The organism is Aeromonas sp. 3P (assembly GCF_051919745.1).
GTDB classification, from domain to species: domain Bacteria; phylum Pseudomonadota; class Gammaproteobacteria; order Enterobacterales; family Aeromonadaceae; genus Aeromonas; species Aeromonas veronii.
In genome coordinates this window covers 4,629,862-4,655,785 of sequence record NZ_JBQBED010000001.1, presented here as the reverse complement: position 1 = coordinate 4,655,785, position 25,924 = coordinate 4,629,862, and the positions used below count along the sequence as shown (strand labels likewise).

At 49.2% G+C, this 25,924-nt stretch carries 21 protein-coding genes; 1 reads left to right on the top strand and 20 read right to left on the bottom strand.

The annotated features are described in order from the left end of the window. Positions 1 to 16: 16 nt before the first annotated feature. The 13 genes from ACTG19_RS21655 to ACTG19_RS21595 form a co-directional block, all read right to left on the bottom strand. On the bottom strand, positions 17 to 1,081 hold the full coding sequence (locus tag ACTG19_RS21655; protein WP_439989564.1) for a galactosyltransferase-related protein: 1,065 nt from the start codon (positions 1,079 to 1,081) through the stop codon (positions 17 to 19). Next, on the bottom strand, positions 1,081 to 2,670 hold the full coding sequence (locus ACTG19_RS21650) for a glycosyltransferase (protein ID WP_439989563.1): 1,590 nt from the start codon (positions 2,668 to 2,670) through the stop codon (positions 1,081 to 1,083). The genes ACTG19_RS21655 and ACTG19_RS21650 overlap by 1 nt, the downstream gene beginning before the upstream one ends. Next, complete coding sequence (locus tag ACTG19_RS21645; RefSeq protein ID WP_439989562.1) at positions 2,613 to 4,904, bottom strand: glycosyltransferase family 4 protein; 2,292 nt, start codon at positions 4,902 to 4,904, stop codon at positions 2,613 to 2,615. Before ACTG19_RS21645 ends, ACTG19_RS21650 begins: the two co-directional genes overlap by 58 nt. Then, positions 4,901 to 6,559 carry a heparinase II/III domain-containing protein gene (locus ACTG19_RS21640; protein WP_439989561.1) on the bottom strand — a complete coding sequence of 553 codons (1,659 nt, stop codon included), beginning with the start codon at positions 6,557 to 6,559 and terminating at the stop codon, positions 4,901 to 4,903. Before ACTG19_RS21640 ends, ACTG19_RS21645 begins: the two co-directional genes overlap by 4 nt. Beyond that, positions 6,552 to 7,766 carry an alpha/beta hydrolase family protein gene (locus ACTG19_RS21635; RefSeq protein WP_439989560.1) on the bottom strand — a complete coding sequence of 405 codons (1,215 nt, stop codon included), beginning with the start codon at positions 7,764 to 7,766 and terminating at the stop codon, positions 6,552 to 6,554. Before ACTG19_RS21635 ends, ACTG19_RS21640 begins: the two co-directional genes overlap by 8 nt. Positions 7,767 to 7,844: 78 nt before the next feature. Next, a complete protein-coding gene (wecC, locus tag ACTG19_RS21630) occupies positions 7,845 to 9,095 on the bottom strand; it encodes a UDP-N-acetyl-D-mannosamine dehydrogenase (RefSeq protein ID WP_439989559.1) in 1,251 nt (416 codons plus the stop codon). Between the two features lie 67 nt (positions 9,096 to 9,162). After that, positions 9,163 to 10,338 carry a non-hydrolyzing UDP-N-acetylglucosamine 2-epimerase gene (gene wecB, locus ACTG19_RS21625; protein ID WP_227342487.1) on the bottom strand — a complete coding sequence of 392 codons (1,176 nt, stop codon included), beginning with the start codon at positions 10,336 to 10,338 and terminating at the stop codon, positions 9,163 to 9,165. Positions 10,339 to 10,387: 49 nt separating this feature from the next. After that, positions 10,388 to 11,380 carry a CgeB family protein gene (locus ACTG19_RS21620; RefSeq protein WP_439989558.1) on the bottom strand — a complete coding sequence of 331 codons (993 nt, stop codon included), beginning with the start codon at positions 11,378 to 11,380 and terminating at the stop codon, positions 10,388 to 10,390. A gap of 227 nt (positions 11,381 to 11,607) precedes the next feature. Then, complete coding sequence (locus tag ACTG19_RS21615) at positions 11,608 to 12,684, bottom strand: sugar transporter (protein ID WP_439989557.1); 1,077 nt, start codon at positions 12,682 to 12,684, stop codon at positions 11,608 to 11,610. 164 nt (positions 12,685 to 12,848) lie between these two features. Continuing rightward, the gene (locus tag ACTG19_RS21610; RefSeq protein WP_227342482.1) at positions 12,849 to 13,499 is read right to left on the bottom strand and encodes an ABC transporter ATP-binding protein; all 651 of its coding nucleotides are present in this window, start codon (positions 13,497 to 13,499) and stop codon (positions 12,849 to 12,851) included. A gap of 11 nt (positions 13,500 to 13,510) precedes the next feature. After that, complete coding sequence (locus ACTG19_RS21605; protein WP_439989556.1) at positions 13,511 to 14,311, bottom strand: ABC transporter permease; 801 nt, start codon at positions 14,309 to 14,311, stop codon at positions 13,511 to 13,513. A gap of 65 nt (positions 14,312 to 14,376) precedes the next feature. Further along, the gene (locus ACTG19_RS21600; protein ID WP_439989555.1) at positions 14,377 to 16,128 is read right to left on the bottom strand and encodes a polysaccharide biosynthesis/export family protein; all 1,752 of its coding nucleotides are present in this window, start codon (positions 16,126 to 16,128) and stop codon (positions 14,377 to 14,379) included. 20 nt (positions 16,129 to 16,148) lie between these two features. Continuing rightward, positions 16,149 to 16,520, bottom strand: coding sequence for a hypothetical protein (locus ACTG19_RS21595; RefSeq protein WP_139473517.1), 372 nt, complete (start codon positions 16,518 to 16,520; stop codon positions 16,149 to 16,151). A 1,070-nt stretch (positions 16,521 to 17,590) separates the two neighbouring features. Here ACTG19_RS21595 and ACTG19_RS21590 point away from each other — a divergent pair. Further along, positions 17,591 to 18,115, top strand: coding sequence for an acyloxyacyl hydrolase (locus ACTG19_RS21590; protein WP_323968588.1), 525 nt, complete (start codon positions 17,591 to 17,593; stop codon positions 18,113 to 18,115). Positions 18,116 to 18,288: 173 nt separating this feature from the next. Here ACTG19_RS21590 and ACTG19_RS21585 read toward each other — a convergent pair whose 3' ends face one another. From ACTG19_RS21585 to ACTG19_RS21555, 7 genes are all read right to left on the bottom strand, one after another. Next, positions 18,289 to 19,785 (bottom strand): C69 family dipeptidase, encoded by a 1,497-nt coding sequence (locus ACTG19_RS21585; RefSeq protein WP_439989554.1) that lies wholly within the window; start codon positions 19,783 to 19,785, stop codon positions 18,289 to 18,291. A gap of 458 nt (positions 19,786 to 20,243) precedes the next feature. Beyond that, positions 20,244 to 20,879: a maleylacetoacetate isomerase gene (gene maiA / locus ACTG19_RS21580; RefSeq protein WP_180343339.1), complete on the bottom strand. Its 636-nt coding sequence runs from the start codon at positions 20,877 to 20,879 to the stop codon at positions 20,244 to 20,246. A gap of 139 nt (positions 20,880 to 21,018) precedes the next feature. Continuing rightward, positions 21,019 to 22,014: a fumarylacetoacetate hydrolase family protein gene (locus tag ACTG19_RS21575; RefSeq protein WP_439989553.1), complete on the bottom strand. Its 996-nt coding sequence runs from the start codon at positions 22,012 to 22,014 to the stop codon at positions 21,019 to 21,021. A gap of 10 nt (positions 22,015 to 22,024) precedes the next feature. After that, on the bottom strand, positions 22,025 to 23,176 hold the full coding sequence (locus ACTG19_RS21570; protein WP_439989552.1) for a homogentisate 1,2-dioxygenase: 1,152 nt from the start codon (positions 23,174 to 23,176) through the stop codon (positions 22,025 to 22,027). Further along, on the bottom strand, positions 23,169 to 24,305 hold the full coding sequence (gene hppD, locus ACTG19_RS21565) for a 4-hydroxyphenylpyruvate dioxygenase (RefSeq protein WP_421221660.1): 1,137 nt from the start codon (positions 24,303 to 24,305) through the stop codon (positions 23,169 to 23,171). The genes ACTG19_RS21570 and hppD overlap by 8 nt, the downstream gene beginning before the upstream one ends. A 224-nt stretch (positions 24,306 to 24,529) precedes the next feature. Next, positions 24,530 to 25,213 (bottom strand): HAD family hydrolase, encoded by a 684-nt coding sequence (locus ACTG19_RS21560; RefSeq protein ID WP_439989551.1) that lies wholly within the window; start codon positions 25,211 to 25,213, stop codon positions 24,530 to 24,532. A 26-nt stretch (positions 25,214 to 25,239) separates the two neighbouring features. Further along, positions 25,240 to 25,899 (bottom strand): TIGR01621 family pseudouridine synthase, encoded by a 660-nt coding sequence (locus tag ACTG19_RS21555; protein WP_439989550.1) that lies wholly within the window; start codon positions 25,897 to 25,899, stop codon positions 25,240 to 25,242. Between the last annotated feature and the right edge of the window lie 25 nt (positions 25,900 to 25,924).

Genomic DNA, 25,924 nt, shown 5'->3' with positions numbered 1-25,924 from the left:
TGCTCAGATAAAAAGTTCAGCGAGATGTGGGCTTAAACATATCTCTGAAAAAGGCCCGAGGGTTGAGGTAGAGCTTGCGCAGCTTGCGCCACAGTGGCCGCTTGCGCTGCACCCCCTCTTGCCAGCGCAACAGCCCCGGATATTCGCTCACCGGATAGCCCGCCTCCTCCTGCAAACGGATCATCCACTCGCGAAAATCCGGCAGCTCCCCGCCAAGGTCGTTACAGGGCACCACGGGCCCTTTCAACGGGCCTCGCTCTGCTTCACTGCGAGCCAGCATCTGCTCAAGCAGCTGATCATTGTTAGCCCGACGTTTGTGGTAAGGGTGAGTCAGGGGGCGCGGATGCCACTGGTGAACCAGAAACCGACCGGCAAACAGATGGGGCAGCGCATAATAGCTGAAATAGCGGCGAAACCCCTGATAATCCCCCGGATGCTGTGCCTTGATATTGAGGGCATAGTCATCCGGTCTCGGCCCGATGGGGTAATGACGGGTGAGCCGGTCAATCAGTTCGAGATCTTCGCCGCCATGGCCGACAAACTGCTCGTCAAAGCCCCCCAACTGCAAAAACCACTCGCGATTCATCAGCAAACAACTGCTGGCCAGGGCGATTCCCTCCACCCTGTGATTTTCTCCCCGCAAAAAAGACTCCAGGCAGCCCTGAAAATCCCCATCAAAGCGCTTAGTCTCCTCCTTGGTCAGATAAAGGCAGGGGTACATTTCAAAGGCATTATCACCAGTTTCAAATAGTCTGGTTACCCGCTGAGGTAAATCGGCGAATAAGGTTGGAGAGCAGAGAAGATCGAGGTCAAGAAAAAAAATGAAATCAAAATTTGCTGCTGAAATGGCATAATTGCGTGCTATACCAGGAGCAAATGGTTTATCTAAATGAAGTGGTGTATATATACAGTGCGTATTGGATGGCATTCCCATTGATTTGACTACACTATGGGCACTCTGATCACTAATAATGACCTCTCCCAATAAGCACATACCAGAAATAGCAGAATTTTCTATTAGTCTTGAATCCAGGTCACGCGACCTTGTCGAATAAGGAATGATAGTGGAGATATGAGCCATCAGATTGTATTGGTTTCATATAAGCTTTGATACATTTTTTTATATAAATCGGCATTTCGATGCCATGTCCTATTTTCTTTAATCCAATCAATCCCTTTTTTGGCCAACATCTGAATATTATCCTGATTGTAATACATATATTCAATTTTCTTGGTAAGGGATGATAGGTCACTTGCTTTACAGATGGTACCTATTTTCCCATTATCTACGAGTTCAATAAGCGGTTCTAAACTAGAGACCAGTACAGGTATACCCATTGCCATGGCCTCTAGCACTTTCATAGGAGGAACATATTGACAGACAATATCAGATTTTCTTGGGTATGCACACATGTCAAACGTAGAATACCAATCTTTGACCTCGCTATGTGGCACACGGTCATGATAGCTGATGCAAGAGTGCTGAGCAGCCAATGTTCGTATTTCATGCTCATATGGACCAGAGCCTATAATAACGAGATGAATATCCAAGCCATTCTCATTTAACTGTACGCAGGCATGAATAAGGTCTTCGAGTCCCTCATAGACAGTTATTGAGCCAATAAAACCAATTAAAAAAGTCTTGTCAGATACGAATTTTCTACGGCGAGAGTATTCTCTTGGTAATGGATGGAATGACTCTGTGTCAACAGCGTTGGGGATAATCCATACTTTGCTATCAGGGATACCCCAGGATACGATCAGTGATTTCATAGCAGAAGAAAGCGTGACAACAGCATCAGCCTGATGCATGGCCATTCTTTCCATCGTATCATCATATTTAAACATGTCGGTATGCTGATAACCCGGCTCTTTAGACAGTCGTGTATAATGCCATAAACCTCTAGCCTCATAGACACTTTTAACTCCAAGAATTTTGGCCGCTTGCGTAGCTGCCAATCCATTTAAGTAGTTGGAATGTCCATGAATAACATTTATATCTAATCTTCTTACAAGTTCTGCAACCTGCGCGGCGTAGTGCTGAACATAGCGGCTATCACTTACTTGACGATATTGGTGTTCATCATCATTTAACCGGTATAGGGTCACTCCACCTTGCTCATCGTGCAAAATCCGTGGCTCCTGTCGATGCTTAATCAGATCCCATGGGTACCCTGGTCGTGTCACAGCGGACAGTTCCACACCAGCAGGTGTGAGTGATGAAAAAATAGCAGATGTTCGATGCCAGTAGCCAGCTTGATCGTAAGGTGCTGAATTATGCAAGCAGAACATAACTTTATGATTAAACGTATGCAATTTACTGTCAGTATTAGTGCTTGCAATATTACATAAAGAGGAGCTATTTGATGAAATGATGAATGCTATTTCTTGTATTCGTTCTTTGTAGTTTGTTTCCTTATCTGTTTTGGGGACCCATTTTGTTACGGCATTATATGCTTTGAAAACGTCATTTTTTTTAGTCAGAAAATAGTATGATAAATGATAAATATGCTGGGGATATAGCTTAATGAGTAGTGCAGTAGTACCCGGAATATTTTTTTTGGCTGCCCATCTGATGAGCAGCCCTGCTTTTTTTCGAATCAGCGACACAATCATTGGCCAAGTAAGTTGCGATAAACTGTATCTACGCGCTTTGCGATAACTTTCCAATCGCGCTCAGCGACAACCCACTCTCGAGCAGATTTTCCTAAACGATCACGAAGATTATGATCCTCAATTAAGAGTCTGATTTTATTAGCCAGGTCCTCTGGATCATCTTTCTTATGAAGTAACCCAGTAACTCCATCATCGATAATCTCTGCCAATGCTGCGACATCTGAGGAGACAACAACCTTACCCATTGCCATGGCTTCAAAGGGTTTGAGTGGTGAAACCATCTCACAAACAGGTAGACCCTTTCGAGGCAGTGGACAGATATCTACGATAGAATAGTAATCTTCAATTTCGTCATGTGGTACCCTACCTGTAAACTTCACATGCTCGTCCATGTGTAATTCAGATGTGATTGCTTTAACGTTATCCAATACGGCCCCATCACCGACAATAAGAACCACAAAATTATTTAGGCCTTGTTTTTTTAGAATTGATGCAGCTTGGATAATATACTCAACACCTTCATATTGAACTACTGAACCCAGGAAACCAATTACTACTTTATCTTCAATACCGAGATTTCGTGCAAGTTTATTGTTTCTTATTTTTGGTATAAAGCGGGATGAATCAACACCATTTGGTAAAAGGTGAATTTTTTCTGCTGCTACTCCACGATTTATTAACTCATTCTTAAGTGCATTGGTAAGAGTAAATACAGCATCAGCATCATTAGCGGCTTGAGCTTCAAGCTGCGACATCATATTGTAGTATTCAGTATCTTTCCAATCTGGGTCTCTAGATATTCTAGTAATTTCCCATAGACCACGAACTTCGTAAACGCTTTTTATGCCAAGTCGTTTAGCAACATTGTTAGCAGCCAAACCATTCATATAGTTTGATGCACCATGAATTATCGCTGGTTTTTCATTCAAGCTAAGTTGATATAACGCTTCGCTATATTCATCAATATAGTTAATAATAGGGATTTGCCCAAATGCGTTATTATCTGCTTGGAGACAGTGATAGCGAACTCCATCGATATCATGAAACTCAGTATAAGCAACATCCTCAAAGCCACTTCTATCTTGTGGATAACCAAGACGAGAAACGCCTGATATATCCCACCACTGTTTTATTGATGTAAGTAAACCATGAGATCGCGTCGCATATCCACCAGAGTTATATGGAAGTCTATTATGGAGAAGATATAAAGCTTTATTACTACGAGGTATGTGAATGGGGTCGTTATCCACTGGCATGTATTTATAACCATCAGTAAACAACTTATAGAAAGATGAAATTGAAGAGAATTTCCTCATCAAATTTTCATTTTTCTTTTCATCAACTAGTTTTAAAGCTTTTGTTATTGAACCCCTTGATAAATGGTAATCTGAGAGTTTTCTTATCCAAGTATTTTCAAGCTTGTCTTCATTTTGAAATAAATAGTCAGCACATATTTCTTTAAGTTTATTGTCTGATGATTTATCAAATATTGCTTTTGTTAAGGTCAGCCTTATTTTTTCATTTTGTTCTAAGGAGAGCACATCTGTTAATGCATTTTCAGATGTGGTACTTCTCAAGAGTTCGTCTATGTTTCTTTTAATAATAAGTTGTTCTAGTCGGTCACTATACAAACTACATGAATGCAACTTATTTAGTTTATTTATCAAATTTAAATATTCACTCTCAGAAAATATGCTCTCTGCTCTTTTAAGATAAACGGCAGCAAATTTCTCGTCAGTTGGATTCTGGAGGAGGTAATATTTACTTAATACAAGACTGCGGTGAACATCAATATCTTTAAAGTATATAAAATATTTTCTTCCAATCTCATTTTGAAGTGATGAGTTTTCCTTCAATAAATACGTGACCCATTTTTCAGCTAACTCACTATCCCCTTTACTACTCAGTACTTTAAATACTGAATCAACATTTTTAATGTGTGGCTTTACCAGTTCAAGATCAGATATTTGCTTTTTGATTTCGTTTGCATCATCAAAGCGCCCTATTCTTTCTAATCTGTTTGCATAGACGTTATTGAATGATGGGTCGAAAAAATACTTAACAGCGTTATCTGCTTGCTCAATAGATAACACTGGATATATATCTTTAAACCGCTGAAAAAACAGTCTAGAGAGTACTGCAGAAGAGACTCCATTGCCGATATTAAAATGGATCCATATGCGTGCTATGCTTTCATTTTTATTACAGAGAAAGATAGATTTTTTTTGTGTTTTTTTTGCAAAAACATTAATTTTTTTTATTAAACTATTCATGCTAATCCCGTTCATATATTCACATCAATCCTGTCAATTAAAGTACTTCCATTGTTTATGTAAATTACATTATTCACTACTTCTATATTATATTTACTATCTGTGGTGAATAGTGTTGCAATCACTGTTTCCTTAACTGAAACTGAATTTTTAATAAGATATGATGGTTTCTGTTCTCGGTAGCTTTCGGACACAAAGGAGAATCCATTTTTTGTATCACCCCAAAGGATAGATTTATTGTTTTCAGCATTGTTTGTCAGTGTTCGCACATTTATTTTTAAGTTATCTTTAATGTCTATAAAGCTATAGTCAAAATTACTCTCAGTTTCATTCTCTAAAGAGAAGTTAGGATGTATATGGAACGTTTGTTCTACGGTTACTTGGGATGATGAATTTATTCTGTCAATAACAATTAAAAAATGGCTTTTCTTTGTTAGAATAATTCTAGTATTGTGAATACTATGATCAATAGACTTATGTGACAATTCAACTAGAGTGCCATAAGTCATTTTACCTACACGACGTAGACAAGATTCATATAGGCCACCATTGATTGATTCTCCATTGATCAAAATTATATTGTGTGCATACTGGGAGAGGTAATATCTTCTATATTTACAGCCAGTATAACCATATTTTCCTGAATCAACTATTATGGGGCGACCGTGGTCATACCATTCAAAATTTAAATCATCATTGTGCATATGCACTTTATTTTTTCTAGCGGTAGAAATGAACAGCCCAAACGCCTTATCTCTGCTTTTTGAAATAAAGTAACCGCTTTGCTCAAAGAATTTGAAATTGGCATCATTATGTTCAGGAGAAAATAATAGCTCATGCTCTGATATATCCTCAGGTATTTTTAGTGTGGAAATACCTGAATCACCTATAGGCCATATTTGACTATTAGGCCTACAAAGCCAAAAGAAATTTCGTTTGGCTGAAAGTAATGCATCATCGAGTCGTATTGAGGTATACCAATTGGTTGCCGCTAACTTGGAAAATTTTCTATGTGCAAAAATATGATACTCAGGTGAGTTCTCGCTATGGATACCTTCAGGGTAAAACTGATTACTCCACAGTTGAGACATTCTTTTCAAGGCTATTTCTGAAATATCTTTATTAGATCTTGTTGATGAAAAATCAAAAGCCTTTGCTAACGCCATTAACCCGTGCGCTTGGAAAATGCCGTGATTATTTAATGAAAAATTCTCGCTATCTATTAACTCATCTAAATGAGATAATATTAATTTAAATATCCACTCTTTGTCAGCGAAGCTATTTTGACTAAGCGTCATTAATTCATTGGATAAAAGCGCTAACTTCTGAGCTCTTAATCCAACTGCCATGTCATACCATAAAAATGAATGTTTGTTTTCTATTGAAAAATGAAACCACGACTTCATTGTATCCAAGATAAATGTAAGTATAGATTTATCGTGATTCTTTTTATACTCTATAATTGCAGGGTCTAGATTTCTCCATGAGTGTAGCTGAAATTTCCAATTACTATCAGAGAACGGATCTATATTCCAATCAATGGGCTGAGTTATATTATAGTAAGGTAAGTCTTTACGTGGTTTAAATCCATTTTTTAGGAAATCCATATAAGACTGTTGATTAACTAATTCTATATCGTCAATAGTTATATTATTATATTGTTTAATCATTTCTATTTTTTACTTCTAGATTTTTGAAGTGTAGTTCACCAACACACTTCCATTTTCTTAAACCAATTCGCTTTGCTGCTAGCTCTTTATGAACTTCTATGGTAATTTTTTTACCAGGATGTAGATTGTCAATGTATTTGAATGCACATTTCAGAGACTTTGAATAACTATAACCATGTTTTTTTAGCTCATGAAAGCCTATTTTGTCAGTATCAACGAGGAAAATTGCAGGTCTTGAGTTATCTGGTGATGGTTCAAAGTTCAACTCAAAGGATACATCAACACTTATAGTATTATCTTGTAATTCATACCAAATTATATTCTCATTTAAATAATTAGATTTTTTCAAATTGAATAAAGATGGATAAACCTTTGTAGCCTTAGAAAGAGTTACAGCTTGGTTAATTTCACTAATAAATTCTTTTTTATCTGAAAAAACGCTATGACCTCTATTGTCATTAAAAAAGTGAAAGTATATTTTATTTGGGTAATCCCCAACAGAAGATAAGATTTGAAGTGTTGAAGTTTGAAATGGGATAAGATGCCGTTCTAAATGAAATCTATCTTGTATATTTTGAACATATAAAACAGCCGGGATATAATCATATTTCTTAATAGCATGCAAGACGGAGAATCTATGATAGATATCAGAGTCAGATGATATCTTCTCATTTTTAAAGAAGTTATCTGTTAATCTATTCGCAGCAGACTTATAGTATTTAAATATGTTGGTTTGTGGATTGTTAACAACAGCAACAGAGCCTCGAAGTCTGATCGCAGCCATTAAGGCTGCAAATCCTCCGCCAGATGAACCATAGAATATGACCCTGTTTGGTTCAATACATAATGATTTCACTAGGTGATTTGTAATCATATAAATATATTCTTGTATGTCACATTCTGATGAACCTATATACCAACCAAGGTTGGTTGACTGAGTGCAAGATACAATTGGGTCATCAAAGCAGACAAACGAAAGATTATTTTCATAAGCCCAACTCCATCTCATAAAGTTAGGTCTATCCGTAAGATCTCCATTTATTGCGCCATTAAAAAATACAACTAATTTGTCTGTTTCTTTGTTAACTCTGTATAAACCAGAAAGATATAGAGAATCATTTATTTTTAATTTATAAATGACGGGCTCTTCTTGTGATGTGGGTATATGGAGAATGGAATCTACTTCTGTTGTTTGAAATTCTTTCATAAGAAGAGTAACCGTAGGGTGTCAAGTTATCAAAATGGCCATGGGTAATTCCCATGGCCAATGCGTATTTGAGTTTAGTTATGCGTTAACGAAATTCAACAGTGTACCTGATTTAGCATCAGAGTCTTGCAGGCCAATAAACTGCTTATGCTTGACCAGAATAGCAACTACGTCAGCTTGCTGAATTGCATCAGAAACAGAAAGCAGTTTGACGTTATTACGATTTTCCAGCGTAGCCGGCAGCGCTTCAATATTGGGTTCCACCGCCAGAATTTGATAGGCCGGGTTGTTGGCCAGGGTCTTGGTGATATCCAGCGCCGGGCTCTCACGCAGATCGTCGATATCCGGTTTGAAGGCCAGACCCAGACAGGCAATTTTCGGGTTGCTCAGACCGGCAACCGCCTTTTCTACCTGCTCCACCACATAGTGCGGCTTGTAGTCGTTGACCAGGCGAGCCTGGTGGATGATTTTGGCAGTGTCAGGATTCTGGTTGACGATAAACCAGGGGTCGACCGCGATGCAGTGGCCACCCACGCCACAACCCGGTTGCAGGATATTGACGCGCGGGTGACGGTTGGCAAGGGAGATCAGCTCCCACACATTGATGCCCTGCTGGTCGCAGATCAGCGACAATTCATTGGCAAAGGCGATATTGACATCACGGAAGGCGTTCTCGGTCAGCTTGCTCATCTCGGCGGTGCGCGCTTCGGTGGCGATGCATTCACCCTTCTTGACGAACATCTTGTAGACCTGAGTGGCGGCTTCGGTACTGGCCTTATCCATGCCACCGATGATGCGATCGTTCTCCACCAGCTCGCGGATCACCTGACCGGGCAACACACGCTCCGGGCAGTGGGCAACAAAGATGTCAGGGGTCTGGCCTTCTGCCACCGTGTGCGGGAAGGTCAGATCGCTGCGCTCTTCAGCCAACCATTTGGCCATCTGTTCGGTGGCCCCCACCGGAGAAGTGGACTCCAGCACCACCAGATTGCCTTTCTCCAGCATAGGCGCCAGGGCACGGGAAGCACTCTCGATATATTTCAGATCCGGTTCGTGATCTTCACCCTTGAACGGGGTCGGCACAGCAATCAGGAAGGCATCCGCCTTCTGCGGGCTGGTGTGTGCGCTCAGGTGGCCATCCTGCACCGCCTGCTTGACCAGATCTTCCAGGCCCGGCTCAACAATATGGATCTTGCCCTGATTGATGGTGTCTACCGCATGCTGGTTGACATCGACACCGATAACCCGAATGCCGTTACTGGCGATGACTGCTGCTGTTGGCAAACCGATATAACCCAGACCAACGACGGAGATGGTTTCGAATTTCATTATTTGTGCTCTCAAAAGTAAAACAGGGGGCAAATATGCCCCCAAGGACAGGTATGTAATCTGTAAATCAGGCCACTTGCAGGCTGCTGTCGATCTGCTGGCCGAGGGCACCGCTCAGGCCAATGACGGCCTCGACGATGCGTTGGCTGGTTCTGCCATCCCCATAGGGGTTGTTGGCATGGCTCATCACCTGGTAGGCCAGCTCGTCATCCAGCAGGCGAACGGTTTCTGCAACGATCGTCTCGTCACAGGTCCCCACCAGACGAACTGTGCCTGCCTTGACGGCAGCCGGGCGCTCTGTGGTATCTCGCATGCACAGCACAGGTTTGCCCAGGGTGGGCGCCTCTTCCTGAATACCGCCCGAATCGGTCAGGATCAGGTAGCTCTGCTTCATCAGATAGACGAACGGCAGGTAATCTTGCGGCTCGATCAGATGCACATTGTCGAGCCCCTTGAGGTTGCGGTTGACCGGCTCTTGTACATTGGGGTTGAGGTGCACCGGATAAACGATTTGCACATCATCCCGCTGGGCCAGCACGGAGAGCGCCTTGCAGATCCGCTCAAAGCCATCGCCGTGATTTTCGCGGCGATGGCCGGTGACCAGGATCAGCTTCTTGCTCTTGTCGAGGAAAGGGAAGCGCGCGGCCAGTTCAGCCTTCATGCCAAGGTTTTTATCAATGCGTTGGGAAACCTCAATCAAGGCGTCGATCACCGAGTTACCGGTGACGAAGATGGTCTCCGGAGCGATGTTCTCCATGATGAGGTTTTTCAGCGAGCTGATCGTCGGGGTGTAGTGTTGATCGGCGATGCCACCAGTCAAACGACGCATCCCCTCTTCCGGCCAGGGAGAGTAGATGTTGCCGGTGCGTAGCCCTGCTTCAACATGGCCAACCGCGATACGGTGGTAGTAGGCAGCCAGTGTCGCCGCAAACGACGTAGCCGTGTCACCGTGCACCAGAATGCGGTCCGGTTTGAACTCGGCAAAAACGGGTTTGAGCCCCTGCAAGATGGCGGTCGTGACATCTGTCAGATCCTGGCCCGGCTTCATGATGTTGAGATCATATTCCGGCTCAATCTCGAACAGGTTGAGAACCTGATCCAGCATCTCCCGGTGTTGCCCGGTCACGCAGACCCTGACGTCAACCTTGCGATTGGCCTGGAAAGCCTTGACGATAGGGGCCATCTTGATGGCTTCCGGTCTGGTACCAAAAACAATTAATACTCGCTGCGCCTTAATTGGCATAATTATCACTCCCGTGTGAGCTAATTGGTTTTATTTTTCCCGATACTAACTAATAAAGACTGAGTTCACTGTTGAGCTGTGTCAGCCTGTGTTGCCAGGTGTGTTGGGCCAGCACTATTTCCATCGCGTTTTGGCCCAATTCGTCTCTTAGTTGAACATTTTTTTGTAATTGTTCACACCATTCGCGCGCCGCAGCACCATCCTGCACTGCGACAATGCTCTTGCCAAAAATGTTATCCATGGCGATCGAAGGGGTGCTGATAATAGGGCAGCCAGCAGCGGCCAATTCAAACACCCGACGGGATAACATTGTTGAAGATTGACTAATCGTATTGAAGTTCAAATATACTTGATATTGCTGATATGCCTTGGCAACTGATTTTTGAGTGATCGCAGGTTTACAGTAAGGTTGTAGTTGCTCAGGATAGCTGCAGCCATTTCCCTTCTGCCAAAACCGGTCAAAAATAATCAGATTCTTATCTCGCAATGCCAGAAGAATATCCTCCTGAACCCTGCTTCGCTCAGCCAGTTCGTTACCATAATAGCCCCCCAGAAATGCGACCTCCTGACCCCGCCCCCCATTCTCTGCAGGTTGATACCAGCGTGGCTGGGCAGCAAACATCAGCACACCTACATGCTGAAAACGCTGATGGGGGAGCGCATGATAGCGCTCCAGTGAGCCGGAATCCGTGGTGTAGACTACATCAAACAACGCGGCCGCATCAGCAAAGCGTTCGAAATGAAACGGATCCTCTTTGTTCCAGAAAATTGTTGTGATTTTCCGCTTGTGGCAGAATTCCAGCAACCTCCGCAGCTCTGGTTTATTGGGCGAACTATGGGCATAACTGGCTATTTTCCCTTTCCAGCTATCCTTATAACCACGCCAGGCTGATTCGACAAATAAAAAGTCAGGTTTGTAAAATCTTAACTTCCATTGCCAATCTATCGGTGTTATTTGAATTAAATCTGCGTCTGGAGCCAAACTGAATGTAGTAAACTGGTCGGCAACTAAAGCAATACATGGTCGTTTATTATTGCCCAAAGAGATTGATCCACATATATAATCCAGTAAAAATCATAACCACCTATTTTCTATATAGCGTGGAATATGAACAGCATGCTGGTTTTTATCAAAAACCAATAAGTTATTATAAAGTCGTCGCTTGGCTATATTCTGACAGGCAGACCTCATTCCTCAACGTTATCTCTTTGGCAGATGATATTCTCATCTGCCAAGAATACAGTTCTGACCTATCTTGCATCACCTTATCAATCCTGGTGTTCACGCAAGGTCGCCAGCCCCATAACAATCAGGCCATAGAAGAGGCAAAGCAGAACACCAATTGTGACCAGGTTATACAAGCGGCATGGGTATTCGGCTTCTTCCGCCAAGGTTGGCTTCGTCACGACCAGCAGATGTTTCAGCTTGCGATATGCCTCAACGCGGGCTTGCTCCAGACTGATAAGGCCCGTCTTGTAGAGATCAGCAGCCAGAGTGGCCTGGGTTTTCAGATCCATATATTGGGCAGTGATTTCGTTCATTGCCTCAGGTGCCACCTGAGTGCCAGCACCGGCATCATTGGTGGTCAATTTCGCCTTTTCCTGTTTCAGTTGCTTGCTTAACGCATCAACACGACTTTGCACCGATACCACCCCTGGTGCGCTCTCTTTCATATAACTGCGCAATTGCTTCAGTTCTGCCTGCTGGCGCACCAGCTCGGCTTCAATTTCACTGACCACACCAAGGCGTGCAGTGCTGGTCGATTCCGGGCTGATTAGCTGATGGCTATTTTGAAACGCCAGTACCTTGGCTTTCTCTGCCTGCAAGCGTTGATGGGAACGGTTAACCTCTTGCTCGACAAACGCGAGCTGATCCATGGCAACCTGATGGCCCAGCTTGTTGATAAAGCCTTCCGCCTCTTTCAGCATCATGCTCACTACCTGCTGGCCATATATGGGCTCAAAAGCCTGCAGTTCGATAGTTAATACCCCGGAGAGTTCATCAAGACGCAAGTTCAGGTGATCACGGTAATATTCAAGAAACTCTTCGCGGGTCGCCTCCCCCGATAGACGGGAGAAGAAGTCGGCATCATGGCTTTGGTAGTGCGCTTTAAGCGCCAATTCGCGATCCAGCTTGGCCAGCAGATCCCAGGAGCGCAGGTACTCTTGTACCAGTAATATGTCCTGATGATTGCTACCACCCAGCCCCAGCATAGACAGGGCATCGGGCAGCATTTTGATCTGGTCGGCCTGTTTGATAATGATTTCGCTACGGCTGACATAACGGTCTGAAGCAATCCCGCCAAAATAGATCGATGCCATGGTAAAGCAGGCTACAACCCACAAAAAACTGCCCAGTTTCAGACTCTGTTGCCAAGATCTGTGGACGATCTTATAACCGCTGGAATCAATGAAGAAACGCTTCGGCTCTTTGCCAGCTTGCGAATCTTCCGCACGAAGCGTGATGGCTTTTCTATTCTGATAGGTTGTGTCATGTTTAATTGTGCTTATTATAGATTTTGATAAATACAGATCGCATCGTCGATATTGTCGAACACTTCCAGCTGGCCATTGCGCAATAATATCCCCATATCACACTGCTGACGCAGGTTTTTCATATCGTGCGACACCATAATCAGACTGGCCGTTGCACGTTTTTGGTTAAAGACATCGATGCACTTCTGTTTAAATCGGGCATCCCCCACCGAGGTGATTTCGTCGGTCAGATAGATATCGAAGTCAAAGGCCATGCTAACAGAAAAATTAAACCTTGATTTCATTCCGCTGGAATAGGTTTTGATCGGCAGTTCAAAATGTTGCCCTATTTCCGAGAACTCCTTGACCCACTCCTCTACGGCTTGGGTTTCGCGCACCCCGTGAATGCGGCAAACAAAACGGGTATTTTCACGACCCGTCATGCTGCCCTGAAAGCCCCCACTCAAAGCCAGAGGCCAGGAGACCCGGCAATGCCGGCTCACCTTGCCTCGGTTGGGCATATCCATACCCCCGAGCAGCCGTAACAGGGTCGATTTTCCCGCCCCGTTGACCCCCAGAATGCCGATATTGCGATCCCGAGGCAGGGTGAGCGAGACATCGCGCAGCACATAATTACGACCAAATCTGGTCGGGTAATACTTGGTAACTGAATCAAGAACGATCATCTGGTTTCACTTTAACTGGCAATCAAGCGGCGATGGCTTAACCGATAACAACTCATGGCGAAGGTGAGCAGTATCAGGGTGATGGCCGCCAGATAACTCGAGCTGACATTGGGGCTGCTATAGCCTGCGATCCAGCCACTGCGAATAAGCTCGAGGGCATGCACCAGCGGATTCCATAAAAACCAATGCTGATACTGACTTGGAATTGCAATTAGAGGATGCATAACACAAGAAATAAACATCAAAGGCATCATTACTAAACGCAGGAATTTATTAGCTTCTTGAAATGAATGACCTATGACACAGAAAAGGATTCCCAGAGAGAAGGAAAACATCATCAGCAATATATAGATAAACAGCACCTGTAGCGGATCGGCGGGTATAGCATCAAAACCAGACCAAAGCAGCCCAAGTATAAAAATTGCTCCAACCATCATACCGACCATAGTTTCCAGCATAAACCTGGCAATAAACGTTGTGAAGGGAGTTACCTGGCGATAACAGAATAGCCCCATGTTGCCACTGACTGCCGTTTGCAACTTACTCACCACATTTTTAAAAACAATAAAGGGCAGATATCCAGTCGCGATAAATAACGGTGCCGGTGCCCCACCAAATCCACTATGGCCACGCAGGCCGAAAATCAGGCTAAAAAAAACAATCATTAGCAGCGGATCCAGCAGAGCCCAGGCATAACCCAGCCTGTATCTGCCAAAGCGGGTTTTAAGCTCACGAATAAGCAGGCCAAAGACAACATCTCGCAACACCTGCAGGGATGTACGCGGAGTTTGATTAAGAATCGGTTTATTCATTAGTTCGCTTTACCCATAGCAGACTCGCCTATTGGCGAGCCTGCTTTTTTACAGCAAGAAGCGGCTTAGTTAATTGCTACGTTAGCAGCCACGGCGATCTGATAGATGATTTGGGTAATATCCTTGACCGATTGCATGGTTTTGCTGTCAACCTTGGGCAACACCAGGATCTGATCACCGGGCTGGACACTCCCCTTATCTTTAAACTCCACCAATCCGTTGGCATGAACCACGGCTATCCGCTGGTCATTCGCACGCTCGGTGAATCCGCCCGCCCAGGCCACATAGTCATCGAGAGTCGCATTGGCGTTATAGACCACAGCCTGTGGCATCAAGACTTCCCCACCGACCTGAATCAGGTCAGTTCTGTTCGGTATGACAATCTGGTCACCCTGTTCCAACTGAATGTTCGCAACAATCCCCTTGTCTGCGACCACCACCTTGCCAAGTGGCTCGATTTTTCTGGCCTTTTCGACAAAGCGCATCACCAGTTCTGCCTCTTTGGCACGGATCGCCGCTTCCCCATCCGAGCTGGCAGGCGCAGTAAAGACGCTGCGCTCGAGTCGATTGAGCGACTCATCCAGCATCTCTTTTTGCCGCGCGGCCACACTTTTTCGCATCAGATAGATGGACTGGTAATCAGCAAGTTGCGGATCAATCGGAATGTGGTCAAGCAAGTCGTGCAACTTGGTCTGTTTGCGCACGGTGAAGTAAGAGGGGCCCATGTAACTGCCAGAGACCTGCACATCATAAACCTGAGCATGCATATCATCGTTGAACAGCACCTTGTCGCCATCTTTGAGCTGGATGTTGGCAAAGTCTTTATATGGCAGATAGACAGAGAAGGGGCCATTGGCACGATCGCCAATCACACCAACGTGACTTACTTTGGCCAACGGCAACGCATAGTTGATGAGTTCCGCCCCCAGGGTGTTGCGCTGGGTCAATTCAAATCGAAATGGATTACGAACCTTGCCCGCCACATTGATCATCGGGCCCTGTGGCTCTACCAGGATGACATCCTGATCTTTAAAAGAGAGCTTGGGCATTTTGCCCTGGCGCATAAATTCATAGAGGTCTACCTGCTGGATCACCCGATTCTGACGCAACACCTTGATCTGGCGGTAGCTGCCCCGCTCGGAGTCAATCCCGCCAGCTCGTTTGAGGAAATAGAGCACGCTGTCTGACGATTGACCGGCATATTGACCAGGACGGATGACTGGGCCGGTGACATAAACACTAACAGGGGTCGTGGTAAGCAAATTGACGTAAACATTGACATTGTTGGTGAATACATCACCAATGCGGCTGGTTACCAGCCCGTTAACCTGACTGGCCGGCACATTCTTGACATTGATGGGGCCCACATCAGGGATGAAGATATTACCCTGATTATCCACCGTCACCACATTGGAAAAATTGACTGCTCCCCAAATCCAGATATTGAGTTTGTCGCCAGCGGCAATCAGGTAATTGTCATTCAAGCCATCACTGCGCTCGGTTTCATAGCCACCGGCAAACAGGTTGGCACCGTAAGGAGGAGGCAATCCAGCTTCTGCTTGCGGCAACAATTTGCGTACATCAGCTTCCCCTGGCAACAACATTCCTTGCCGGTTCTGTTGGGCAAAGGTGCCGGTGGTCGAATCGGTATTGGCTTGGCCACCTTGTGCAGAATGCAACCCTTTGTTGTTTGCCAGTTGATAGCCAAATGTCTGACCATCTGATTGGGCCAGATTGGGGGCACTGGCAGAGAGTACGGGGAAAGATGCAGTGATCAACCACAACATCAAACTCAAACGGCTACTTTTAATCTTCAAAACCTAACCCTTTCGCGTTGTTACCTGGCAAACAGATTGCCCAAAGATGCCTGATCCAATTGAGGAACCTGGTACCACTGCTCCGCACTCTTGCAAGCTGCACTGCGTTGCTGGTGCCCTTGCTGCTGACTGTAAATCAGCTCGACACACTCACGCCCAAGCGCCGAGACATAACGCTTCCCGAGCGTAAACGTGGTGTCGTGATGGGTGAACGCCGAGCCCTGAGGCAGCGTATTGAGCGCCTGTTGTACAGCGCTTGGCATAACTGGCTGTGCATTCATATCAACCGGGTTAACCAAGGGACGAGATGCCTCGACCTGCTTAGGTTGATATGCGCAGCCACCGAGCTGAATGGCGAAGATGACCGCCAGGAACGGAGTGACATTGTTCATGTATCAAGATTTTCCATTAGTTCGTATTGCGAGATGCGCAATAGTGTTCCGTAAATGCTTGGCGGAAGCGAGCTTTTGAGGAAATGAAACAAGAGAGGCAATCGCATTTCGCTCAGTTAGACCGAGATGACGCTCTGATTGGCAAGTCGAATTTGCCGCATACGATGCCTGTGTACGGGAGGCTTGGCTTAACTTGCGGCAACGAGCGCGAAGAAAAGCAAAGAGCAATCAACGAACCCATGGTTTACATGAAAATATGCATGGCTACCGCACGACAATTGCCACTAAAGTGAATAGACATAGCTACCGCACGGCAATGACACCTTCCCGGACAAAAAGCAGGCAAATTGAATGAGAAAAACAAAAACGGGGGAGCAATAGCGGACATTGCCGGTTTAAAAAACAGCAATATTGATTGCGTAGTAAATATCCAACCCGTGCATTAAGCGTCATTATGTGACGCAAATCATGCTTGTATTTATTTTCGGCGCATACTATCAACCAGTCACGATTGAGTCAACACTCAATAAATCCTGCCCCCAGACACCATTTTACATGATGCATCAAGTAACTTATTGTTTTTAAATTGATTTAAAATCATCAAACCATGGGTGATAGCTTGGATTGAATTACTCAAGAATTGATGGTGAGAAAACATACAATTTAGAGAGTTCTTATATATGTTATCGCTACGTGACTTTATCTATTTTTGAGAACTACACCTATTGCCAAGCGAAGCTAGATGATGTAAGGAAACTCTATTGCAAACATAGTAACACTTATAGATGCCTTCCAGATATATCAAGTAATCAAATCACTGGTTTAATAAAATTAAACGCATTGATCCGACTTCATCTCCTCACGAAACCAGACTGTTCAAGTAACGAACAAAGCGGGCGCAGCATCTAAAGTTCAGCCGAATGGAAAGCTCGTGATAGACCATTAATTAGCCAACATGTTTTTTTTTAGTTTTCTATCACAAATTGACAAGACTCTTGCCCGTTGTCTATGCCTGATATGTGTTCGATTGAATCAGCAGTGAAACAGGTAGCAATAAGACAGGAGGGGGCATGGACGCTAACACTCTATCAAGGATCGGCCTGCTGACAGCACTGCTGGCCAGTCCGTCTGCAATGGCAAATGACAATGTCGTGGTACTGCAGCTTGGCAAGGCCTTCAGCAAGGAAAAGCTCGACATTAAAATCGCCGATGCCAAGTTCCACCATATGTTCTGGCGCTGGGGAGACTCAGGCTGTCAATTTGGACTGGGGCTACGTGCCGGGACGCTCCAGGTAGAAGATGAAGAGACCGCCAGACTGGGGGGCGGCGCCCGTATCGCATGCCAATGGGGTAACTGGGTAACCTGGCTCCCCGGCGAAATGGTCTGGCTCGATCAGTATCAATTTGGCACTCGCGGCCACGGCTACAAGAATTACGGCGGCCCCTTCCAGTTCGCCCTGGGTATCGGTCTCGGTTACGCCATCACCAAGAATTGGCTGATCGGTTATCAGTATGAGCACATGTCCAATGCCTATATGTATGACAAGAACCCGGGGCTCGACAGCCATACCCTCCATATCGAGTACCGTTTTTAGCCAGATAGGCTTCGTCGTGACCATCTGAACACTCTCTGCAAAATAGCCTTCACTTCCGTGAAGGCTTTTCGTTATGTAGTCCTCTTATAACCGGGGTGACAGTGAGAAGATCACCATACTGAGGAATTGGATTACGACATGCTCTGCCGTACCACCACATCATGGGGGTGCAATCAGTCCTTTTTCGCCTTGTTGGCGAAGAAGATATCGGCCTGAATATCCTGGGTGCGCACAGTGAAGATCTGGTTGGTCAGATCGTCGGTCAGCGTTTCGGCCTCCTGCATCACCCGCAGATTGAAACCGTTGAGCATGCTGTTGGCGACGGCCTTGTCGGTTTTGACCGTTTTCAGATAGCTGGCTTCCATCTCTTTCTGCTCTTTGGCGATCTTCGCCTCCCAGCTCTGGTAAGCCTGCTTTACTATGGGTGCCAATTTGGGGTAATCGGTCATCACCAGGGTCTGCAGCTTGCGATATTTCCAGTAGATGGAGTCGCTGTCGGCCTTGTCACTGCCCATGGCATAGTGGGCCGGATAGGCTTCCAGACCGCTGTAGTAGGGAACGAAGGCGGTCAGATCCGCCATGCCGAGGCCCAGATAGGTCACCTCCCCCACCTCGCGCGGCATCCAGGGGCGTACCTGCATCACGTGGGACTCGTAGGTGCGAAACACACTGACAGGGCGCCACGGCTCCTGACCGTTCAACCCCTTGCTGTAGGGATCGTGCTCGGTGCCGTCATAGTGATTGCGCAGCACCGCCTTGACCTCCTCCAGCGTCATCTTCTTCTCGGGGGAGAGGGTGACCGGGAACTGGCGACCGGCATCCACCGCCTGCTTGAGCGAGGGGTTGAACATCTGCTGGATGGTCCAGACCCGCGGATCGTTATAGGTGCGATCCCGCTCGTCATCGCGGGTATAGGCTTTCGAGAAGTTGAACGCCCCATCCTTTTGCGGATGGTAGAGCCCCTTCTCGGTGGCAAATTCAATCAGATTTTTCGAGCCCATCATGTCGGCACTGGCCGGATCGTACTGCTGCAGGCGGCCCTGATTGCTGGTGGCAAAATAGTGATTTTTCGGCAGACGCTGCGCCATCCAGTGGTGGCCGGTGGCGGTCTCCAGATACCAGAGCTCGTTATCATCCACCACGGCGACGCCAAATCCCTCTCCCGCGCCTATGGTCTCGATGATGTTGCCAAGTAACGTGATCGCCTCGCGGGCCGACGTGGACCGGGAGAGCAACACATCGGGAATGTCATCCTCGGTGATCCCCTTATCTTCCACATAGGGGTCAAAGGCGAGCGCTTCGGGTGAGGCAAAAATGGACTCGGTGCCGCTCACCCCGACTCCCTTCTCGTTGAACCCGGTGGCGCCGTGCAGCTGGGTCTTCCAGTTCGGTACCGTGGTATAGCGCAGGGAGTTTTTCGGCAAGGGATAGCTGAAATCATTGGCGCCGTTGTGGGCCTTGGAGCTGTGCATACCGCTCTGCCCCTGCTTGGCCGGATGGATCACGAAATGCTGGGCTTTCAGGGCATCGCTGTCGGCGCTGCGGGCCACCATCATGGAGCCATCGGCGCTGGCCTCGCTGCCGACCAGCAAGGTGGTACAGGCGAACGCCGACGAGAAGAGAGCAAGGTTGATGGAGAGTGCGACGACGCACTTTTTGAAGGAATGCATGAGATCTCCTTGTTGCACAGAGTGGTTGCAAATAAGCGGTGGCACGCCAGTCAACCTGCCGCTGTCACAAGGGATCTGCGCGGTGACACGGGCCGGACAGTGCGGGCCATCAAACCGTAAACACGAAAAAGAGCAGTGCGGATAAACCGTGGAAACCAGGGAGGTAGCCAAGGCCCCCTGATAGGCGACCTGTGCGCATTTCTGCTTTCCGCTGTTCCGCTGGCGTGGCGATACTAGGCCCAATCAACTGACTTAAGTGTGACTGGCAGCCCAAAACACCAACAACAAAGACTCAATCGATGCAAAATATTGATAAGTGTGACAAGTGCAGGATCCTTGGCGACATTCAGCCGTCAACACGAGGCACGCAAGGCGCATACAGAAGGGAAATAAAGAGATGAGGAGATATAACGCGCGGGATGGCGTGTTGATGCCATCCCGCGATTCAAGTCAGTAGGTCACTGCGCGTCCGGCTGGTTTGCGGGGGCGGCCTTGATAAAGGCTTGCAACTGTTCGCAGTTGGCGACGATGCGACGGATGGTGGGGTAATCGTCCAGGGTCATGTCGTAGCGGCGGGCGTTGTAGACTTGGGGCACCAGCATGCAGTCGGCCAGGGTGACTTCGTTGCCGACGCAGTAGACACCGGCGGTGGTCATCAACAGCTGTTCGAGGGCGGTGAAGGTCTCGTCAATCCAGTGGCGATACCAGCAAGCCTCCTGCTCGTTGTTAGCCCTGAAGTGCTCTTCCAGATAGTTGAGCACCCGCAGATTGTTGAGCGGGTGGATATCGCAGGCGATCATGTTGACGATCTGGCGCACTCGGGCCCGCGCGTCGGGGGAAGAGGGCATCAGGGAGTAGGCTGGATAGGTCTCGTCAAGGTACTCCATGATGGCGACCGACTGACCGATCTGCACATCGCCATCCACCAGAAACGGCACCAGCCCTTGCGGGTTGATCCGGCGATAGGCCTTCTCGCTCTGCTCGCCTTGCCGCAAATTGATGGGGTGCTGCTCGTAGGCGAGCCCCTTGAGCTGCAACACGATCCGCACCCGAAAACTTGCCGACGAACGCCAATAGCCAAACAACTGCAACATAATCTGTCCCTGCATCTTATCTGGGCCCGAAGCCCGGCAGGTGCTCGCCACCTGCCTCCTTGTGTATCCGGCACCGGTTGAGGGCTCGTCGTGATCCGGACATATCCCGAATATCCTTGCCGCCAACCGGCGCTGGCCATCAACCTCCCTGACCGCTCGCTGGCACCACCTGTTGAGAGATGGTGCCAAACAGGTTTTGGCCAGAGCGATCTTCCATCGCGATCGACACTCTATCACCAAACTGCAAATAGGGGGTTATAGCTTGATCACAATCAAGAATTTCCAGCATGCGGCGCTCGGCGATGCAGGATGAACCGGCGCTGCGATCGTAGTTGGAGACGGTGCCGGAGCCGATGATGCAGCCCGCACCAAGGGGGCGGGTCTTGGCGGCATGGGCAATCAGCTCGAAGAAGTTGAAGGTCATGTCCACCCCGGCTTCGGGCGCACCAAACAGGGCACCGTTGAGGTGGGTCAGAAGCGGCAGATGCACTTTGCCATCACGCCAGTCATCGCCGAGCTCGTCCGGGGTGATGGCCACCGGTGAGAAGGCGCTGGACGGTTTGGACTGGAAGAAGCCAAATCCCTTGGCCAGCTCCCCCGGAATGAGGTTGCGCAGGCTCACGTCGTTGACCAGCATCAGCAGCTTGACGTGACTGGCGGCCCCCTGTGCGCTCACCCCCATCGGCACATCGTCGGTGATGATGGCGACCTCCGACTCGAAATCGATCCCCCACTCTTCCGAACCCATGACAATCGGCCCGCGGGGAGCCAAAAAGCTGTCGGAGCCTCCCTGATACATCAGCGGATCGTGCCAGAAGCTTTCCGGCATCTCGGCACCGCGTGCCTTGCGCACCAGCTCCACATGGTTGACGTAGGCGCTGCCATCGGCCCACTGATAGGCGCGCGGCAGCGGAGAGAGGCAAGACGCTTCGTCAAAGGGGAACGCCTCGGCCACACGGCCCTCGTTAAGCTGCTGATAGACAGCCTCCAGCCTGGGGGCAACCTCGGCCCACTCGTCGAGGGCGGTCTGCAACGTCGGGGCAATCTCGCTCACCCGTACCGCCCGGGTCAGATCCCGGCTCACCACCACCAAAGCGCCATCGCGCTTGCCATTGTTCAATGTTGCCAATTTCATAAGCGATTCCTTATTTACCGGCAGCAGCGTCCGGGCGCTGCCAGCTGGAGACATACCGGGTGTTCTCGATCCCTTCGCACAGACTGCCAACGTTCAGCGCATCGCGGGTATCGAGCATGACCGCCACCTCGTCGGTGAACTTCTTGGCATAGGCCTGCCCTACCGCAAACGCCTTGGGATGGGGGCCGTGGGTGAAACCGGCGGGATGGAAGGTGACCATGCCCCGCTCGATATTGTCCCGGCTGAAGAAGTCCCCGGCGTGGTAAAAGAGCACCTCGTCATAATCGTCATTGCTGTGATAGAAGGGCACCTTGAGGGCGCCGGGATCGCTCTCGATGGGGCGCGGCACGAAGGTACAAATCACGAAGCGGCTCGCCACAAAGGTCGAATGAGCTGACGGCGGCAGATGGTAGCGGTGGCTCATCAGCGGGCGGATATCCCGCCAGTTGAGGCGCACCACGCACAAATCCCCGTGCCACCCTTGTGCATCCAGCGGGTTGAACGGCCAAGTGATAACCGACACCTGATCGTGACGCTTGACCTGCAGCGACCAGGGATTTTCATCCTGCTGGGCCAAAAAGCGCTCGTTGATGGCGGGTACATCCAGCGCCGCCGGGTCGAAGATGGCGTGATTGCCCACCAGCCCCTTGTCCGGCAGCTGATAGCTGTCGTTGGTCGCCTCGATCATCAGGATGAACATGGGTGCGCTGGGTTCGATGCGCCACATGGTGCCACGGGGGATCACCACGTAGTCGCCATCGCGAAGAGTCAGGTGGCCGTAGTCGCAGAAGAACTCACCGCCCCCCTCGTGGATAAAGAGCAGCTCGTCACCGTCGGCGTTGCGCACCAGAAACGGCATCGCCTCGGAGAGCCGCCAGATGCGATAGCGGCAGTGGGGGTTGCTGAGAATGTCGGGGGCCACCCAGGGGGAGAGGGAACTCACCTCCTCCTGCAGGGCATTGAGGTCAAACAGCCGTGGCCGCAGCGGCCCCTCCCAACTGCTCCAGTCGGTGGGGGCATGCTTGTGGTGCATGTGGGTGGCGGGGCCGAAAAAGCCGCTACGCCCCAGCTCGCGCTCATAGATGGCCTGTTCCGGCAGGTCGGCATGGGCCTGTCGGGAGTGGGTTCCCTCCCGGTGGGGAAAGTTAATCCAGTTACGCATTGCTCGCTCCCTCTTTACGGGCCCCCTTCTCATCCTCGCCGCCATCCAGCACGCCACGGCGGATCTGGTCCAGCTCGATCGATTCAAACAGCGCCTTGAAATTGCCCTCGCCAAACCCTTCGTTGCCCTTGCGCTGGATGATCTCGAAGAAGACCGGGCCTATCACGGTATCGGTGAAGATCTGCAACAGGATGCCATCCTTGGTGGGGGAGCCGTCGATGAGGATGCGCAGCTCTTTGAGGGCCGCCAGATCCTCCTGGTGCCCCTCGACCCGGCTGTTCACCTTCTCGTAGTAGGTATCCGGCGTCGGCATAAAACCGGTACCGCGGCTGCGCAGGGTGCGGATGGTCTGGTAGATATCGCTGGAGGCCATGGCGATGTGCTGGATCCCCTCCCCCTTGTACTGGCGCAGGTACTCCTCGATCTGGGACTTGTCATCCGCCGACTCGTTGATGGGGATGCGGATCTTGCCGCAGGGAGCAGTCATGGCGCGAGAGTGCAGCCCGGTCAGCTTGCCCTCGATATCGAAGTAGCGAATTTCGCGGAAGTTGCCGATCCGCTCATAGAAGTTGGACCAGACATCCATATTGCCGCGATGCACGTTATGGGTCAGGTGATCGATCTCCATAAGACCGGCATCCACCTCCGCCATCCGGGCCTGCCAGTCGGGGTAGAAGACAAAATCCACGTCATAGATGGAGCCTTTGTCGCCGTAGCGGTCGACAAAGGAGAGCGTGCTCTCGCCGATACCGTAGATGGCGGGAATATTGAGCTCCATCGGGCCAATCTTGCCGACAAAGGGCTTGGCCCCCTTGGCGATGGCGTACTGCTGGGCTTTGCCCGCATCGCTCACCCGAAATGCCATGCCGCAAACGCTCGGCCCGTGCAGGCTGGCAAACTGCTCCGCCTGGGAGTGAGGCTCAGCATTGACCACAAAGTTGATATCCCCCTGCCGGTAGAGCCAGCACTGCTTGTGTTTGTGCTTGGCGACCTCGGCAAACCCGAGCGAAACGAACAGGCTCTTGAGGGCGGCAATCCCCTTGGCATCGGGGGCTGTGTACTCGACAAACTCGAAACCGTCTGTGCCTAACGGATTGATGGTATGGGTGGCGGAAGAGGTGGCATTCATCGGGCGCTCCTTGCTCTTGATTCGGTTAAAACGGATTGCAGCACCCAGCGGCGCGGCAAGTGTTAACAACTTGTTTCATTAGAAGCAGGGCGTAGCAGGAAGAGAAGAGGCGAGTTGCAGATAGTTTTTCGCAACTGGCAGCAAAAGATGTAAATGAAGTGTGACAAACAGTGAGTCCCCTTGCCACAACGCTCATTGCGGACGGCAAGGGTGTCAGCTTTGCCTTACAACTGCCAGCGCAGTGGAATGAGATGAGGCAACAGCCCCCGAGCTTTTTGCAGTCGCGTGGGCGTCGGATTGATCAGCCACGCCTCTTTCCCCAACCCCAGCAGCGGCAGATCGTGCAGACTGTCGCTAAGCGCCAGCTCGGCTTCGAGGGCGCAGATCTCCGGCAGCAGCTTGTGCTGACCGTGGCAATAGAAGCACGGCATCAGACCGCCAAAACGGTAGCGCATCTGCGAGCCAATGATCCGGTGGGGCAACTGGCCGGGCAGTTGCTGATAGAGCTGGGCTCGCACCAGTGCGCAGGGGCTGGCGGAGATCACCCAGCAGCGCGCGCCCTCGCTTTGCAGCAATTCGCGAGCCTGACGATACAGCCCCGGCCTGGTGCGGCAATAGGCGCGCACCAGCTTGCGCCAGCCCAAAGGGGAAAGCCCCAACGTGATGGCCCACCAGATAAGGGAGATACCGCGCCACCGCTGGCTGGGTAGCAGCTGACTTGGTAACAAATAGACCAACCCACCCAGCGCAATCACTGGCAACAGCAGCAGCGGCCAGATCCGGCGGCGCAGGATATAGCGCAGCAGACCAGCGTGGCTGTCGCCGGGGGCCAGGGTGTCGTCAAAGTCGGCCAGGATCCAGCGCGGTGCACGTCCGTCAGGATCACGCTCTTTCGCTGAATGGATCATGGTGTCAGGTGCTGGGCGCATCAGCATCAGGGCGCAAGGGCTGCGATGGCGGCCATGAGCTCGGGAGTGACAAATTCACTCCCCACATCGGGCGGACAGACAAAGTCGAACGGCTCGCCCGCCAGGGTAAAACTCAGTCGCCAGGCGTGCAGATAGCCGCGATCGGCTGGCGTGCCGCCATAGCGCTCATCCCCGAGAATGGGGGCGCCGATACTTTTGAGGGCAACCCGGATCTGGTGGGTTTTGCCGGTCTGGGGCTTGATGCGATAGAGCCGCAGCCCCTCGCGCACCGACACCGAATCAAACCAGCTGATGGCGGGGTTTTCCAGCGTGCGAGCCAGCATCCAGCTGCCACCGCGCCCCTTTTGCATATCCCCCTTCACCCAACCCTGCTTCTTCTTCGGTTTACGATCGGAGAGCGCCAGATACTGCTTGCTCACCTCACGGGCCGCAAAAGCCATGCTCAGCTCACGATTCGCCTCCGTGGTGCGGGCCAGCAGCACCAGACCGGAGGTCATCTTGTCGAGCCGGTGTACCGGATAGAGGGTGAGCCCGGTATCGGCCTTCACGCGATTGACCAGCCCCGGATTGACCGACTCACCGTCCCCCTTCTCGTCGTGCATGCCGATGCCGGGCTGCTTGTCGATAACCAGGAAAGCGGGATGCTCAAACAATATCCGGTACATAAAACCTCGGGAACTGGGGGATAAG